Below are 16,645 nucleotides of genomic sequence, written 5' to 3'. Positions count from 1 at the left end.
GGTCCTTCTTGTTGGTGGGTTCGTGCTTCAGGAAGCGGCAATGCCGCGCAAGGACAGATTCCGGTAGAGCGCCCGGACGCCGAAGGTCCAGGGCGCGATGGCATCGGAGCGCTGCACGTGATTGACGAGCGCGCCCAGCGACGGCGTCGAGATCGTCACGCGGTCGCCGAGGCGGTGCGTGAAGCCCTTGCCTTCGGCGCCGCGGTCCTCGATGGGGGAGAACATCGTGCCGAGGAAGAGGAAGAAGCCGTCCGGATACTGGTGATGCGCACCGCAGGTCTGGCGCACCAGATCGGCGGGGTCGCGGCTGATCTCGGCCATGCGGCTGGCGCCTTCCAGCCTGAAGCCGTCGTCCTGCCCTTCGATGGCGAGGCTCACGGTGGCCGTGCGGATCGTGTCCAGCGTGAAGTCATCGTCGAACAGACGCACGAACGGTCCGATGGCGCAGGAGCCGTTGTTGTCCTTGGCCTTGCCCAGCAGGAGGGCGCTGCGGCCTTCGATGTCGCGGAGGTTGACATCGTTGCCCAGCGTGGCGCCGACGATCTGCGAGCGGCTGTTGACGGCCAGTACGATCTCGGGCTCGGGGTTGTTCCACGACGAGCCGGGGTGCAATCCGACGTTCGCGCCGAATCCGACCGCCGACATGGGCTGCGCCTTCGAGAACACTTCGGCGTCGGGGCCGATGCCGACCTCCATGTACTGCGACCACGTGCCCTGGCGGATGAGCTCGCGCTTGAGCGCTTCCGCTTCGGGCGAGCCGGGCCGGATGGCCGACAGGTCCGATCCGATCGTGCGCTGGAGCTCATGCCGGATCTGCGTGGCCTTGGCGGCATCGCCGCCGGCCTGCTCCTCGATGACGCGCTCCAGCAGGCTGACGGCGAAGGTGACGCCGCAGGCCTTGATGGCCTGCAGGTCGCACGGCGCCAGGAGCTTCTCGGCGCCCGCTTCCACCGAGGTCGTCATGGCCTTGTCGAGCCAGGCAGTGACCTTGCCCAGGGGTTCCCCCGGGCAGTTGCGGACGAATTCGAGGAGGTCCTGCCGCTCGAGAAGGTCGGAGACCGTGGGCGCCGAGGCGGTGATGTCCACCACTTGACCCTCTCGAACCAGCACGACGCAAGGGCCGTTGATGGGGGCCGCACGCCAGACCCGGCCGACGAGCAAGGCGCCCGAAGCGTCGGTGGGAAGAAACGATGAATGGAGGTGCGGTTGCATTGGAGGATCTACGGGAGGGGTGACGGGGGGAGGGGGTGAATCTCGCAGCTGCTTTCCATGCGCCAGCTCTTTTCGAGCGTGCGCGTGCTGCCGCCTACATCGACCTCGGCGCGCAGCCGGATGTCGGCGCTCGATGCACCGATCGCCAGCTCGAACTTGCCCGGCTCGATGATTCGCTTACCGGCCATGCCGGTGAAGGCCAGCATGTCCACCGGTACGCGAAAGCTCACGCGGGCGACTTCGCCGGCGCTCAGCTCCAAGCGGCCAAAGGCCTTCAATTCGCGCACGGGCCGCACCACGCTGGCCAGGCGATCGCGCACGTACAGCTGCGGGATCTCCACGCCCTTGCGCGGCCCCGTGTTGGCCAAATCGAAACTGAGCACGATCTCGCCGTCTTCGATGGGGATGGGAGAGGGGCTCACTTCCAGATTGCGATACTCGAAGCGCGTGTAGCCGAGGCCATGGCCGAAGGGATATCGGCTGCCGAAGTGCAGGGCGATCGGCGTGCCGCCGCTCTTGAACTTGTGGTTGTAGTAGTACGGCATGGCGCCGACGTTGTGCGGCACCGAGACGGTCAGCCGGCCCGTGGCCTCGGCGCGGCCCGAAAGAACGTCGGCGATGGCGGTGCCGCCCTGCTGGCCGCCGGAAAACGCCATCACGAAGGCTGCGATGCGATCTTCCAGTCCGCCAAGGTTGTAGGGCCGCCCGCTGGTCAGCACGACCACGGTTGGCGTGCCGGTATCGACCACGGCCTGCAGCAACTGCTGCTGCACACCGGGCAGGTCGAGCGAGTCGGCATCGGAGCCTTCGCCGATCGTGCCGGTTTGGAAAAGGCCGGCGAGGTCGCCGACGAAGACGAAGGCGACATCCGCATTGCGGGCGGCTTCGACAGCCTCGGGAATCCGATCGGTGCGAAGCGAAACGGGCGAGGTGGGCTTGACCGCCCCTGCGCGTACATCGCCCGGGAACACCGGCGCGCCCTTTTGGCGGACTTCGATGATCGAACAGCCCTTCGCGTAGCGCACGCGGTCTGCGCCATAGATCGCCTGCAGGCCCTGCAGCGGCGTCACGATGTGCCGCGTGTCTTCGACCTGGTTGTGGAGGACGACGTGGGCGGGGTAGCTGTAGCCGCTGAGCATGGCCAATGGATCGTCGGCCGTCGGGCCGATGACCGCGAGGCGGGGCGCGCCGGAAGGACTGAGCGGCAGCACGCCATTCCGGTTCTCCAGCACCACGATCGCCTGGCGCGCTGCTTCCAGAGCCGTTGCAACGACGTCGGGCGTGCGCAGCGCGGGTGGCGCCGGGGCGTCCTCGAAGGTCTTCTCGAACAGCCCCAGGCGAAACTTCTCCGTGAGGACGCGAGAGACGATGCGATCGACGGTCGCCATCGAGATCAGGCCGCGCTCGATCGCTGCGGCGAGGTGCTGCGCGCAATCGTCCGCGGGCAGTTCGACATCCAGCCCGGCGTTGAAAGCCAGCGCCGCCGCCTCGGCCGCATCGGCCGCCACCGCGTGGTGCTGGTAGAGCAGGCTCACGCCCACATAGTCGGCCACCACCAGGCCGTCGAAGCCCCATTGCTCGCGCAGCACCTCGGTCAGCAGGTGGTAAGAGCAGTGGGCCGGCTCGCCGTCGATGTCGTGGTAGGCCGGCATCACCGAGCCCGCGTTCGCCTGCTTCACGGCCATCTCGAACGGAAGCAGGAACACGTCGTTCAGCTCGCGCCAGCCGAGGTGCACCGGGGCATGGTTGCGTGCGCCCTCACTGAACGAATGACCCACGTAGTGCTTCAGCGTCGCCAGCACGTCGCGCCGAGGGCCCTGGATGCCGCGGACGTAGCGCGTCGCCATGACGCCGACGAGATACGGGTCTTCGCCGAAGGTCTCTTCCGTGCGTCCCCACCGCACATCGCGCGACACATCGAGGACGGGCGCCAGCCCTTGCTGGCATCCCAATTCCCGGCATTCGAAGCCGATCTTCTCGGCCACCCGCTCCACGAGTGCGGGATTCCAGGTGGCGCCGAGGGCCAGCGGCGACGGGAACAGCGTGCCTTCGCGGGTCATCATCCCGGCGAGGCACTCTTCATGCGAGATCGCGGGAATGCCCAGGCGGGTCTCGTTTCGCAGATAGCGCTGCAGTTTGTTGAGCGCGCGCAAACCGCTGCCGGCCTCGACACTGCGCGTGCCCAGGGGCCGGGTGATCTGCCCGATCCCGTGGGCCAGGCGCCGCAGCACCGATTCGGCATCGCTGGCAACGACGAAAGCCTCGCCGGGACGCACGCGGTGTTCACCGCTTTCGGACAGGATCAGCCAGAAGGCGTGCATCTGGGCGATCTTTTCCTCGAGCGTCATGCGTGCGAGCAGGTCGTCCACGCGCGCCGCCAGCGGCTGCGCGGGGTCCTTGTAGAGGGGCGTGGAAGAAGTCATGGGTTGGGTGGGTATGGGGCGTCGGGCTTGTGTCAGCGTGCCGCCCAGAGCATTCCGCGCTCGAGGATCGTGCGCATCTGCGGCACCTCGAATTCGCTGGCGACATGGCCGAGCGCGCTGTAGAAGACGCGGCCCTTGCCGTGCCGGCGCTTCCATGCCACCGGCATCACCACGCCTTCGATCCATGGCGCATGCTCGCCGCTGAAGGTCGTCGTCGCCAGCACTTCGTTCGAGGGGTCGACGTGCATGTAGTACTGCTCCGAGCGATAGTCGAAGTCGCCGATGCCCTCCATCACGGGATCGTCGGGCTTGGCAATGTTCACGCGGAAGTCGATGACGTTGCCGGGATGGGCGACCCACTGGCCTCCGGTCATGAACTGGTAGTCGACCGCCTCGCGAAAGGCATCGCACATCCCGCCATGAAAGCCTGCGAGGCCGACGCCTTCGCGCACCGCAGCGGTCAGGTTGGCGAGTTCGTCCTTCTCGATCTTCGCCATCGTGATGATCGGAACGATCAGGCTCAGGTCCGCAATGGCGGGGTCGGCGAAGGCCTTCGTCGAGGTTTCGACGCGGACCTCGAAGCCGTGCCTCGTCAACATGTCCGAGACGATCTTCGCGGCCTGGTCGGGCTCGTGCCCCATCCAGCCGCCCCACACGATCATGGCTTCACGCATTCGTTTGCCTTTGTTCAGTTCACGGATGGATTCAGCCGAGACCGCCGGCCGAGAAGGCGGTCGGCAGGATCTGCGGCCGTTCCGGTCGGGTCTCGATGCTCACGTGGCGGCCGAATCGAGACGAGGTCTCGAACGCCTCCATCACCTCGAGCACGTGAAGGGCCAGTTCGCCCGATGCGCGGTGCGGACGGCCGGCCCGAATGGCATGCGCCATGTCGGCCACGCCGATGCTTCGATAGTTGCCGTCTCCGTAGGCGTGTCCGATCGGCTGGTCGGCCCACTCCTGCCCGGCCTGGGCGAGCTGGATGGTGCCGCCGAAATGATTCGGATCGGGCACGATCATGCTGGCCTCGGTGCCGTAGAGCTCGATCGGCACATGCCGGTGCTTGGGCACGTCGAAGCTGGTGGCAATCGACACGATGGCGCCCGACGCGAACTCCATCGTTCCGGCCACATGGGTGGCCACTTCGACGTCGATCTTCGTGCCCTTCTGTGGCTCGCTGGTGATGAGGCGTTCGCTGCGCACTCGCGAGGTCGATCCGGAGACGCGAGCGACCGGTCCGATGAGGTTGACCAGCGCCGTGATGTAGTAGGGCCCCATGTCGAGCATCGGCCCGCCGCCCGCGGCGTAGTAGAAGGCGGGATTCGGATGCCAACGCTCATGGCCGGGACACATGAAGGTCGCCGTGCCGGCCACGGGCTTGCCGATGGCGCCTTCATCCACGAGCTTGCGGCACGTCTGGTGCGCCCCGCCGAGGAAGGTGTCGGGCGCACAGCCGACGCGAAGGCCGCGCTTGTCGGCGGCTTCGAGCAGCGCGCGCGCATGCGATGCCGTGAGGCCCAGCGGCTTCTCGGAGTGCACATGCTTCCCGGCGGCGATCGCCATCAGGCCGACTTCGACATGCGCTGCCGGAATCGTGAGATTGACGATGATCTCGATCGCAGGGTCGCGCAGGAGTGCGTCGACAGAAACAGCCTTGAGTCCGAACTGCGCGGCACGCGCTTGCGCCGCCTCGGGCTTCAGGTCGGCAACGCCCCGGATATCGAGGATCGGAAACTTCGCTGCGGCCTTCAAGTAGGCCTCGCTGATGTTCCCGCAGCCGATGAAGCCGATTCCAACCTTGTCCATGAAGTGATCCTCTACGCGGAATACTTCTTCACGATGCCGGCGAGTTCGTTGTTCACCTTGCACTGCTTGAGCGAGAACGAGGAGAGCACTCGATCGATCTGCGATTCGGACAAGTCCTTGAACAGGCGGGCGTAGGTCTGCTGCATCAGCGCGCTGGTGTAGAAGCAGAGCACCGCCGAGCTGAAGCACTTGCGGTTGTAGACCTGGGTGATCTCGTCGTCGCCGATGACGTCGTAGATCTGCTGCGCCAGCTTGCCGGTTTCCTGCTTGACCGATGTCTGTGGCATCCACACCATCCAGTCGTCCGCGCCCAGTTGTTCCTTCTTGCGGATGAAGTCGCCCACCCGTTGCCGGTACTCCGATTCGGGGTCGAGGGTCACCAGGCCCATCACGCCGACGTCCTTGTAGGTCCAGGTGGTCCAGTGCGCGCCATGGCGCTCGAAGATGCCGATCTGGTCGTCCATCGCGCGCAGGCGATCGGGCACTGCTTCCAGCCCGCCGTTGTAGACCGAGCCGAACTCGCCGACCCACAGGGGAACGTCGTGCTTCTTCGTGAAGACGGTGCCTTCGTGGTTCGTGAACTCGAGTTCCTGCCTTGCGAGGTCCCAGTGCTCCGGGCCATCGCTCCGGGGCTGACCCGCATCGATCGTGCCGGGGTACTGGCCCGGGCCGAAGCCCGCGATGGTGTAGTTGTGGCTGCTGTAGACGAGGTTGTCTGCGAAGGGCGCTTCCAGGCCGTCGAAGAGGTAGGAATAGCGATCGCCTTCGAGGAAGATGATGTGCTTCGAATCAATCTCCCTCACTGCGGCGACCGCCCGTCGATAGACCGCATTCATCAGGTCCCAGTCCGGACGATAGTTCTTGTGGATGTTCCACGGCAGGTCGCCGAACTGGTTGTTCACGCAGGGCTCGTTCATCAGGTTGAATCCCGCGACGACGGCCTCGTCCCTGTATCGCGTGGCGATCTCCTTCCACAGCGCAATGAACCGGTCCTGGTAATGCGCATGGTTCCAGAACAGGCTGTGCCGGTTGGCGTTGTCCGAATGCCAATGCACGTTCTGCCAACCCTGCACCGCGTGCAGGTCGAGGATGGCGTAGAGGCCGTGCTTCTCGCACCACCGGAGCACCTGCGTCAGCCGCTGGAATCCGGCTTCCTTGTAGACGAAGGGCCTGTTGTCGTCCTCGAAGTGCCGGTAGTTCAGCGGCAGCCGGACCACCGTCGTGCCAAGGCTCTTGAGGTATTCGATGTCGGACTCGTTGAAGAAGTGATCGTGGAAGCGCTCGAAGAAGAATTCGGCCTTCGACTTGCCCAGCACCTCGGCCATCTCGTAGCGCAAGGTGTGCTCCGCGCCGGAGAACCCGTTGATGAAGTCCTCCATGTTCATCCAGCCGCCGACACAGGTGCCCTTGAGCCGCACGCTCTTGCCTTTCGCATCGACGATCTGGTTGCCCTTCACGCTCAGAAATTCCATTGCTTTCGCTCCTGTTGATCAGTTGATTCGTTGCTCGGTCGCCGCGTCGAACAGATGCGCGTGTTCGCCCTGTGCAGCGATGCGGATGATTTCGCCGGGCCCGGCCGTGACTCGCTCGCGGAAGACCGCAGTGATCGGCTGTCCGCCGATCTGCGCCATCACCTGCGTCTCCGAGCCGGTCGGCTCGACCACTTCCACCGTGATCGGGAATCCCGCGTCGTCGAGCATGAAGTGCTCGGGCCGGATGCCGTAGACCGCCGGCAGTCCCGGCCTCGCTGTCGGTGCGTTCGAGAAGGGGAGGGTGAGGCTGCCCGCTCCGTCGACCACGAAGCCTTCGCGCTCGACCTTGCCCTTGAGCAGGTTCATCGCGGGGCTGCCGATGAAGCCGGCAACGAAGAGGTTGGCCGGACGGTCGTACAGGTCGAGCGGGGCGCCGACCTGCTCGACCACGCCGTCGTGCAGGACCACGATCTTGTCGGCCATCGTCATGGCCTCGACCTGGTCGTGGGTCACGTAGACGATGGTGGTTCCGAGGCGCTGGTGCAGCGCCTTGATCTCGGTGCGCATCTGCACCCGGAGCTTGGCGTCCAGGTTGGACAGCGGCTCGTCGAACAGGAACACCTTGGGGTCGCGGACGATCGCCCGGCCCATCGCGACTCTCTGGCGCTGGCCACCGGAGAGTTCCTTCGGCAGGCGGCCCAGCAGCGGCTCGAGGCTCAGGATCTTGGCCGCACGCGCGACCTTCGGGTCGATCTCGCTCTTCTTCGCGCCAGCCATCTTGAGCGAGAAGGCCATGTTCTGCTCGACCGTCATGTGCGGATAGAGCGCATAGCTCTGGAACACCATCGCGATGTCGCGCGCCTTGGGTTCGAGATCGTTGACCACCCGCTCGCCGATGCGGATCTCTCCGCCCGAGATGTCCTCCAGTCCGGCGATCATCCGCAGCAGCGTCGACTTCCCGCAGCCGGAGGGGCCGACCAGGATCACGAACTCGCCGTCGTCGATCTCGACATCGACGCCGCGAATGACGGACACCGGGCCATAGTCCTTCTGGACCTTTCTGATACTCACCGAAGACATGGATGGATCCTTCTCAGCCTTTGACAGAGCCGGAGGTCAGGCCGGCAACGATGTGCTTCTGAGCGGCAAAGAACATGATCACGGCCGGAAGGATCGTGAGCGTGATGAATGCCAGCACCAGGTTCCAGTCGGTCGAGAACTCGCCCTGGTAGGCCATGATCCCGAGCGGCCAGGTGTAGAGCGTCTCGCGGTTGAAGACCACCAGCGGAAGCAGGTACGAATTCCAGCTGTGCACGAAGACGATCACCGCCACGGTCGCCAGGATGGGGCGCGACAGCGGCAGCACGATGTGCCAGAAGAACCTGAAGTAGCCGCAGCCGTCGATCAATGCCGCTTCGAACAGTTCGGCCGGCAGCTGCTTGAAGTAGTTGCGAAACAGCAGGATGCTCGACGCCAGGCCGAAGGCGACCTGCGGCAGGACCACGCCCCAGTAGTTGTCGAGCAGGCCCAGGTCCCGGATCTGGATGAAGAGCGGCAAGATTGCGGTTGCCGCCGGGAACATCAGTCCGAGAAGCAGGTAGTTGATGAGGAAGGTCGAGCCGAAGAACTTGATGTGCACGAACACGAAGGCCGCCATTGCCGAGACCATCACGGTCAGGATGACCGTCAGCACCGCGATTACGGCGGAATTGCCCATCAGCTGCCAGTAGCGGCTTCCGCCGAGGATGTCCCAGTAGTTGCGCCACTCCCATTGCGCCGGGAATCCGAACGGATTGACCCGCAGGTCCCCGAGCGTCTTGAATCCGCCCAGCACGGTGGCGATCAGCGGGATCAGCACCAGGCCGGCGACGAGGAAGAGTGCCGCGTAGCGAACGACCGGCGACATGGCGGCGGACTTCGGCGCGGATGAATCGTGACTAGTCATGGCGCATCAGGACCCGCTTGTAGCCAAAGGCGAAGACCACGCAGATCAGGAACAGGACGACGCCCACGGCACTGCCGAATCCGATCTCCATGCGCGTGACGCCGTAGCTGTAGAGGAAGGTCACCATGGTCTGCGTGCTGTCGGACGGACCGCCCTTGGTCAGCGGCATGATGAGATCGAACAGCTGGATCGATCCGAGGATCGCGAAGAACACCGACAGCCTGATCGTCGAGCCCAGCAATGGCACCGTGATGCGAGTGAAGATCTGCCAGCGCGACGCGCCGTCGATGCGGGCGGCCTCATAGAGGCTTCGATCGATCTGCTGCAATCCGGCGATGTACAGGATCATGTGGAAGCCGAAGTACTTCCAGATCACGACGACCAGGATGGCGTACATGGCTAGCTCGGGTTCGGACAGCACGTAGGGCGCGCTCGCTCCGAACCATTCCCAGACCTTGGCCAAGAGGCCGTAGTCGCCGTCGTAGACGAAGCGCCAGATCAGCCCGGCCGCGATCTCCGCCAGGATGTACGGCAGGAAGAAGATCAACCTGAAGGTGTTCGTGCCGCGCACCTTGTCGGCAAGCAGCACCGCCATCGCCAGGGCCAGTGGCAACTGCACGGCCAGGGACCCCACGATGATCAGCAGGTTGTTGCCGAGGGCCGTGTGGAACGCGGGGGTCCGGAACAGGTCCACGAAGTTCCGCAAGCCGACGAAATTCGTCGGGACGCCGTAGCCGTTCCAGTTGAAGAAGCTGTACCAGCCGGCCGCCCCCATCGGAAAGGCAACGAACAAGGTGAACAGCAGGATCGCCGGCGGCAGAAAGAACAGCACCACGGTCGTCGTGCCGCCGACTCGTTTGGATGGCTTGCGGCGCCAGGCCCGCGCCAAGCCCGTCGGGGCAGCGGGCATGGCGCCAGCACTGTGATCGATCGTCGTCACGTCTGATTCCTCCCTGCGCCTGTGTCGTGGTCGCGCGGTCGCTCAGTTGGTGCTGTTGGCGCGCTGCCAGGCGGCCTGCACGGCGGCCGCGGCATCCGCCGGCTTCATCTTCCCGGTGGCGAGATCGACCGAGATGTCGTTGACGACCGCTCCGACCGACGGGCCAAGCATCTGGTCGTAATAGATCTGGTGGTAGTGGGACTTCGCGACGTTCTCCGCCAACTGCCGAAGGATCGGGTTGGCGATGGCATCCTGGGTTCCGTTCACCACGGGGATATAGGAGCCGCGTTGAGCCGGGATGCGCTGGTTATTTGCCTCCGAGAAGAAGCGCAGGAACTCTGCGGCCTCCTTCGGCGAGCCCTTGGTGACCAGCCAGCCGTTCATTCCGCCCAGGGTGTCGCTCGGGTCGCCCTTGCCGCCCGCCACGGCCGGGAAGGGGAACCAGCCCAGCTTGTCTTCGGGAATGCCGAGCTTGTTCGCGGAGTTCGCCTTCATCGAGCCGAGCATCCCGTTCAGCTGCAGGACCATGGCACCCTTGCCGTCGCCGAACTGGCCGGACGACTGGGGAAAGGTGGCGCCAAGGTAGCCCGGCTGGAACGGCTTCAGGTCGGTGAGCTGCTGGAACAAGGTGCCCGCCTGGACAAAGGTGTCGCTCGCAAAGCCCTTGCCTTCGCCTTGCATGGCGGAGTCGAACGCACCCTTGCCTCCGATCCGCAGGGCCAGATGCGACCAGTAGAAGTGCAGCGGCCACTTGTCCCCGCCGCCGACGATGATCGGGGTGGTTCCCGACTCCTTGATCTTCTTCACAGCACCGAGCAGGTCGTCCCAGGTCTTGATCGACGCAGCATCGACGCCGGCCTTCGCGAAGAGGTCCTTGTTGTAGAAGAACCCGACCTGGCCCAGCTGCAGCGGCACGCCGTACACCTTGCCGTTGACGGTAAAGGCCTGCAATGCAGCCGGCATGAAGCTCTCGCGCCACTTCGCGTCCATCGGCGCCGAGAGGTCCTCGACGACGCCGGCCTTGATCTGGTCCCGCATCGTCCCGCCACCCCAGCTGTACAGGATGTTGGGCCGGTCGGGCGACTGGAGGAGCGTGGTCAGTTTCTTCTTGTACGACTCGTTCTCGAGGTACTGGATCTCGACCTTCACACCGGGGTGCGTCGATTCGAAACGGCGTGCCACGTCGTTGTAGAAGGCGCCGGTATCGGGGTTCTGGTCGACATGCATCAGACGAACCGTCGTGTCGGCCAGGGCACCGGCAGAGGACAGCCACATCCCCGCGGCGACGAGCGCAGAAGAAACCAACTTGATGCTTCTCATCGTGTCTCCAATTTGTTTGATGGCCAAACAAATGTGCCATCGGGCGATGGCGAGGTCACTAGGGAATACACTGACGGTGCCAGAATTCCCCATTGGCGCTACGCTTGCACCTGTTTCCGCTGAGCCAACGACGGCCAAGGATCGCCATGTCCCATCTGAAAAATCGAAACGAGAGAGCATTGATTCGACCATCAGTCATAAGGCGCAAGAGCGCGCTGAAAGACCAGGCCGCGTCGCCTGAGCCGACGCCGGTGAAGGGAGACCAGGCGCTCGTCAAGAGCATCAATCGCATTGCCTTGCTCCGCCTGCTTCGCGAGCATGCCGGCATCTCGCGCGCCGGGTTGTCCGAGCGCAGCGGCCTGACGCGGTCGACCGTCAGCCTGCTCATCAAGGAACTCATCGATGAAGGCTGGCTGGTCGAGGCGGATGCGTTCGTCACCGGCACCGTCGGACGCCGGCCAACGCCCTTGCAGCTCGCCGGGAAGGACATGGTCCTGCTCGGCGTCGACCTCGGACCCGACGCAGTGCAGGTCGTCGCGACTTCGATCCACGGGGAAATCCTCGAGGCGAGCCAGGCCGCGCTTCGGTCGAAGGATCCGGACGAGGCATGCCACCAGCTCGTCGAGATGGCCACGGCGCTTTCCGCCAAGATGGCCCGCGGCGGCTTGCGCCTCCTGGGTATCGGCGTCGGGCTGCATGGCCCGGTCGACAAGCGTTCGGGCATGCTGGAATTCGCGCCGAACATCGGCTGGCGGCATGTCGAGATCGGCCGCCGGCTCGGCGCCGAACTCGCACAGGCGGGCCTGGCGGACGTCCCTGTCTACTATCACAACGAGGCCGACCTGGCGGCAGTCGGCGAGACCGAGTTCTGCGAGAGACCGGTCGACGATCCGCTGGTCTACGTCAGCTGCGGCGTTGGCGTCGGCGCGGGCATCATCCTCAACCACGCGCTGTTCACGGGCGCCAGCGGTTCAGCCGGCGAGATCGGCCACACGACGCTCGTGATCGAAGGGCAGCCCTGCTCGTGCGGTCGCCTCGGATGTGCGGAGGCGTACATCGGGCTCAAGGCCATCGCAGCCGCGGCGGGTTGCTTCCAGGACGACGTGATCGACCGGCGTGCGCTGCGCGCGCGCATGAGCAGCCGCGATCCTGCCACCCGGGCCGCCTTCGCGAGAGCAGGTGCCTATCTCGGCGTGCTGCTGCAGAATGCCTGGACCACCTTCAACCCGCAGGTGATCGTGCTGGGCGGCGAGACCGTGACCCTTGGCGGAGACACGCTCCTCGACGCGGCCACCGAAGTGCTTTCCCGGTACGCGCAAAGGGCCGGCCTCACGGCCCCCGTGGTGAAGACGGCGCGCTACTCCGACCTTGCGACCGCCGTTGGCGGCGCCGCCTACGCCTTGCACGCGATGCTCAATCCACACCAGCCTGCGCTTCATTCGCAATACGTTCCGGCCAGTTAGTTCGATACCCGCATCAATTGGGTCAGCCGCTCGCGTGCGGCAGATAGCGCACCGACAGCACCCCCTCGATCGCCCCGATTTGGTCCAGCACTTCGCCGCTCACCGCGCTGTCCACATCGACCAGCGTATAGGCCATGTCGCCGCGCGACTTGTTCACCATGTTGTGGATGTTGAGCCCGGCCTGCGCCATCGCGGTCGAGATCTGCCCCAGCATGTTCGGCACGTTGGCGTTCGCGATCGCGACCCGGTAGGCCGACTCGCGCGCCATCGTCACGCCGGGGAAGTTCACTGCGTTCACGATGTTGCCGTTCTCGAGGAAGTCGCTGAGCTGGTCGGCCACCATCACCGCGCAGTTCTCCTCGGCCTCGCGGGTGCATGCGCCGAGGTGCGGCAGGCAGATCACGCGCGCATGGCGATGCAGCAGCGCACTCGGAAAGTCGCACACGTAGTGCCCGAGGCGCCCGGCCGAAAGCGACGCCAGCACCGCCGCGTTGTCCACCACGCCGTCGCGCGAGAAGTTCAGCAGCACGGTGCCGGTGCGCATCAGGCCGATGTTGTCGGCATTGACGAGGTTGCGCGTGGCCGGCATCAGCGGCACATGCAGCGTCACGAAATGCGCGCTGCGCAGCACCTCGGCGACGCTGGCGGCCTTCTTCACCTGCGAGGGCAGGCTCCAGGCCGCATCGACGGTGATCTCGGGGTCGTGCCCGAGCACGTTCATGCCGAGCTTGATCGCCGCATCGGCCACGAGGCAGCCCACCTTGCCGAGCCCGACGACGCCGAGCGTCTGGCCTGCGAGCTCGAAGCCCGCGAAGGCGCTCTTGCCGCTTTCCACCGTCTTGTCGAGATCGGCGTGCGCGGTGTCGAGCTCGTCGACGAAGCGCAGCGCGCCCGAGAGCTGCCGCGCGGCCATCAGCATGCCCGCGATCACCAGTTCCTTGACCGCGTTGGCGTTCGCGCCCGGCGCGTTGAAGACCGGCACGCCGCGTGCGCTCATCGCATCGACCGGGATGTTGTTGGTGCCGGCGCCGGCACGGCCGATGGCGCGCACGCTGGCGGGGATCTCCATCTTGTGCATGTCCGCCGAGCGCACCAGCACCGCATCGGGCAGGGTGAGGTCGGTGCCGGCGAGGTAGTGTTCGGCCGGCAGGCGGGCCAGGCCCTTGGAGGAGATCTGGTTGAGCACCAGGATCCTGAGGCGCTCAGCCATGGCTGGCCTCGAACTCCTTCATGTAGGCCACCAGCGCCTGCACGCCTTCGATGGGCATCGCGTTGTAGATCGACGCGCGCATGCCGCCGACCGAGCGATGGCCCTTGAGCTGCAGCATGCCGCGCGCGTCCGCGCCCTTGAGGAAGGCAGCGTCGAGCGACTCGTCGCGCAGCTTGAATGGGACGTTCATCAGCGAGCGGTCCTCGCGCGCCACCGGGTTGTAGAAGAACGAGGTGGTTTCCAGATGGTCGTAGAGCACCGCCGCCTTGCGCCGGTTGTTCGCCTCGACCGCCGCGAGACCGCCTTGCTGCTCGATCCAGTTGAACACCAGCCCCGCGATGTAGATCGCGTAGGTGGGCGGGGTGTTGAACATCGAATCGTTGTCGGCCTGGATCTTGTAGTCGAAGGCCGAGGGCGTGATCGGCAGCGCCTGCCCGATGAGGTCGTCGCGCACGATGACCACCGTGACGCCGGCCGGCCCGATGTTCTTCTGCGCGCCGCCGTAGATGAGGCCGTAGCGGCTGACGTCGACCGGCTTCGACATGAAGTTGCTCGACATGTCGGCCACCAGCGGCACGTCGCCGGTGTCGGGCGTCCAGTGGTATTCGACGCCGCCGATGGTTTCGTTCGAGCAGATGTGCACGTAGGCGGCCTTCGGGTCGAGCTTCCAGGTCTCCTGCCTCGGCACGCGGGTGTAGCCGTCCTTCTCGCTGCTGGCGGCGACGTTGACCCGGCAGTACTTCTTCGTTTCCTTGATCGACTTCTTCGACCACTCGCCGGTGTCGATGTAGTCGGCGCTCTCGCGGCCGCGCAGCAGGTTCATCGGCACGATCGCGTTCTCGGCGATCGCGCCGCCCTGCAGGAAGAGCACCTTGTAGTTCTTCGGCACCGCAAGCAGCTCGCGCAGCCGCCGCTCGGCTTCGGCGTGGATGGAGATGAATTCCTTGCCGCGATGGCTCATCTCCATCACCGACATGCCGCTGCCGCGCCAGTCGAGCATCTCGTCGGCGGCCTGCCGCAACACCGATTCGGGCAGCATGGCCGGGCCTGCGCTGAAGTTGAAGACACGGGTCATCGTGAAATCTCCAGAAGGTGCGGGCGAGCACCCTATCGCATCGCCGGGCGTCCCACAAGAGCCGTTAGCCCGGGTGACAAAACGGTCCGGTTCAGCCCCGCTGCTCGTACGCCGCGACGGCCTCGTCCACCGTCGCGTAGAAGGTTTCGGCGCCGAAGCGGGCGAAGATGCCGAAGCGCTTGAGCTTGTCCTTGACCGGGTCCTTCATCTCGGCGAAGCAGAGCTCGATGCTTGCGGCCTGCAGGCTGTCGTCGAGTTCCGCCACGATGTCGGCGGCGGTCACGTCCACGCTCGTGACCGGCTCGGCGGCGACGACCACCCAGCGCACCGGCGTGGGCGAGGTCTGCACCGCATCCATGACACGGTCGCGGAACAGTTCCGCATTGGCGAAGAACAGCGGCGCGTCCCAGCGGAAGATCACCAGCCCGGGAATGCGCCGCGCCTGGGGATAGCGCGTGATGTCGTGAAAGCCCTGCACCCCCTCGGGCTGCCCGAGCACCGCCGAGTGCGGCCGCCAGCCGTCCCAGAGAAATTCGGCGATCGCGATCACCAGCGCCATGCCGATGCCAGGGATCGCGCCGAACACCGCGACGCCGATGAAGCAGACGATCGACAGCCAGAACTCCCAGCGCTGGATGCGGTAGATGCGGCGCAGGTCGGTGACCTCGAAGAGGCCGATGGCCGATGCGATCACCACCGCCGCGAGCGCCGCGGTGGGCAGGCTCTGCATGAGGTTGGGCGCGGCGATCAGCAGCACCGCGATCGCGATCGCGCCGACGATGCCCGTGACCTGCGTGCGTGCGCCGGCCGCCTCGGCCACCGGCGTGCGCGACGAGCTGCTGCTGATCGGCATGCCCTGGAAGAAGCCGGTGGCGAGGTTCGCGATGCCGAGGCCGACCATCTCCTGGTTCGGATCGACAGGGGAGCGCATGCGCGCGGCATACACGCGCGACAGCACGCTCGTGTCGGCAAAGGAAACCATCGCTACCGCGAGCCCGCCCAGCAGCACCGGGCGGATGTCATCGAGCTGGATGATCGGCACCGAAGGCAAGGGCAGGCCGTGCGGCAGCGGGCCGAGCACCTTGAGGCCGGTTCGCGTCGCGAGGTCGAGAAGGCCGGCGGCGATCGTCGCGCCCACCACGCCGATCAGCACCGCGGGCGCACGCGGCACCCGCTGCAGCAGCAGGATGGCGACGAGCGTGCCGGCGCCCACGAGCAGCGTCACCCCATGCGTCTTGCCTTCGGCGATGCCCTGCAGCAGCGCCCAGGTCTGGCGCAGCGGGCCGTCGCCGTCGACCGAGAAGCCGAAGAGCTTCGGCAACTGGCTCAGGAGCACGGTGAGCGCGATGCCGTTCATGTAGCCGTAGCGGATCGGCTTGGACAGCAGCTCGGTCACGAAGCCCAGCTTCGCGAGGCCCGTGCCGATGCACACCAGCCCCGAGACCAGCGCCATCGCGCTGGCGATCGTGATCGCGCGCATCGGATCGCCGGCCGACAGCGGCATCACCACCGCCAGGATCACGGCGACGAGCGCCGAGTCGGGGCCGAGCACGAGAATGCGGCTCGGCCCGAAGAGCGCGTAGGCCAGCAGCGGAACGATGGTCGCGTAGAGCCCGTAGATGCCCGGCACGCCCGAGGCCTGCGCGTAGGCGATGCCCACCGGCACCAGCATCGTGGTGAGCACGAGGCCGGCCACGAGATCGTGGCGCAGTGTGGAGGCGTCGTAGCCGCGCAGGTTCGCGAGGCCCGGAAGCCAGCGGGAAAGGGAGGTGGCCACTGCGG

General features: G+C 65.8%; 13 protein-coding genes. 1 reads left to right on the top strand and 12 read right to left on the bottom strand.

The window, feature by feature from the left end; genetic code table 11:
- Positions 1-27 precede the first annotated feature (27 nt).
- Genes VAR608DRAFT_RS13125 through VAR608DRAFT_RS13085 form a run of 9 tightly spaced genes read right to left on the bottom strand, consistent with a single transcriptional unit; the run spans position 28 to position 11,115 of the window.
- Positions 28-1,212 (bottom strand): fumarylacetoacetate hydrolase family protein, encoded by a 1,185-nt coding sequence (locus tag VAR608DRAFT_RS13125; protein WP_088954466.1) that lies wholly within the window; start codon positions 1,210-1,212, stop codon positions 28-30.
- Positions 1,213-1,220: 8 nt separating this feature from the next.
- Positions 1,221-3,635 (bottom strand): glycoside hydrolase family 3 N-terminal domain-containing protein, encoded by a 2,415-nt coding sequence (locus VAR608DRAFT_RS13120; protein ID WP_088954465.1) that lies wholly within the window; start codon positions 3,633-3,635, stop codon positions 1,221-1,223.
- Positions 3,636-3,667: 32 nt separating this feature from the next.
- A complete protein-coding gene (locus VAR608DRAFT_RS13115) occupies positions 3,668-4,309 on the bottom strand; it encodes a ThuA domain-containing protein (protein WP_088954464.1) in 642 nt (213 codons plus the stop codon).
- A 31-nt stretch (positions 4,310-4,340) separates the two neighbouring features.
- A complete protein-coding gene (locus VAR608DRAFT_RS13110) occupies positions 4,341-5,438 on the bottom strand; it encodes a Gfo/Idh/MocA family protein (RefSeq protein ID WP_088954463.1) in 1,098 nt (365 codons plus the stop codon).
- An 11-nt stretch (positions 5,439-5,449) separates the two neighbouring features.
- Positions 5,450-6,910 (bottom strand): glycoside hydrolase family 5 protein, encoded by a 1,461-nt coding sequence (locus VAR608DRAFT_RS13105; RefSeq protein ID WP_088954462.1) that lies wholly within the window; start codon positions 6,908-6,910, stop codon positions 5,450-5,452.
- Positions 6,911-6,928: 18 nt separating this feature from the next.
- Complete coding sequence (locus tag VAR608DRAFT_RS13100; protein ID WP_088954461.1) at positions 6,929-7,990, bottom strand: ABC transporter ATP-binding protein; 1,062 nt, start codon at positions 7,988-7,990, stop codon at positions 6,929-6,931.
- A gap of 13 nt (positions 7,991-8,003) precedes the next feature.
- Positions 8,004-8,816: a carbohydrate ABC transporter permease gene (locus tag VAR608DRAFT_RS13095; protein ID WP_197700519.1), complete on the bottom strand. Its 813-nt coding sequence runs from the start codon at positions 8,814-8,816 to the stop codon at positions 8,004-8,006.
- A 31-nt stretch (positions 8,817-8,847) separates the two neighbouring features.
- Positions 8,848-9,795 (bottom strand): carbohydrate ABC transporter permease, encoded by a 948-nt coding sequence (locus VAR608DRAFT_RS13090; RefSeq protein WP_197700518.1) that lies wholly within the window; start codon positions 9,793-9,795, stop codon positions 8,848-8,850.
- A 42-nt stretch (positions 9,796-9,837) separates the two neighbouring features.
- Positions 9,838-11,115 (bottom strand): ABC transporter substrate-binding protein, encoded by a 1,278-nt coding sequence (locus VAR608DRAFT_RS13085; protein ID WP_088954459.1) that lies wholly within the window; start codon positions 11,113-11,115, stop codon positions 9,838-9,840.
- 179 nt (positions 11,116-11,294) lie between these two features.
- Between VAR608DRAFT_RS13085 and VAR608DRAFT_RS13080 the strand changes: the two genes are divergently transcribed.
- Entirely contained in the window at positions 11,295-12,578 is a 1,284-nt protein-coding gene (locus VAR608DRAFT_RS13080) for an ROK family transcriptional regulator (protein WP_231973478.1), read from the top strand.
- Between the two features lie 22 nt (positions 12,579-12,600).
- On the opposite strand, the gene VAR608DRAFT_RS13075 is transcribed toward VAR608DRAFT_RS13080, so the two are convergent.
- From VAR608DRAFT_RS13075 to VAR608DRAFT_RS13065, 3 genes are all read right to left on the bottom strand, one after another.
- Positions 12,601-13,788, bottom strand: a complete 1,188-nt coding sequence (locus tag VAR608DRAFT_RS13075) for a phosphoglycerate dehydrogenase (protein ID WP_088954457.1) — start codon at positions 13,786-13,788, stop codon at positions 12,601-12,603.
- Positions 13,781-14,863 (bottom strand): 3-phosphoserine/phosphohydroxythreonine transaminase, encoded by a 1,083-nt coding sequence (gene serC, locus VAR608DRAFT_RS13070; RefSeq protein ID WP_088954456.1) that lies wholly within the window; start codon positions 14,861-14,863, stop codon positions 13,781-13,783. The genes VAR608DRAFT_RS13075 and serC overlap by 8 nt, the downstream gene beginning before the upstream one ends.
- A gap of 91 nt (positions 14,864-14,954) precedes the next feature.
- Positions 14,955-16,640, bottom strand: a complete 1,686-nt coding sequence (locus VAR608DRAFT_RS13065; RefSeq protein ID WP_088954455.1) for a SulP family inorganic anion transporter — start codon at positions 16,638-16,640, stop codon at positions 14,955-14,957.
- Between the last annotated feature and the right edge of the window lie 5 nt (positions 16,641-16,645).

Origin of the sequence: Variovorax sp. HW608 (assembly GCF_900090195.1) — a bacterium.
GTDB lineage: Bacteria > Pseudomonadota > Gammaproteobacteria > Burkholderiales > Burkholderiaceae_C > Variovorax.
This window is presented reverse-complemented; position numbering and strand designations above follow the sequence as displayed.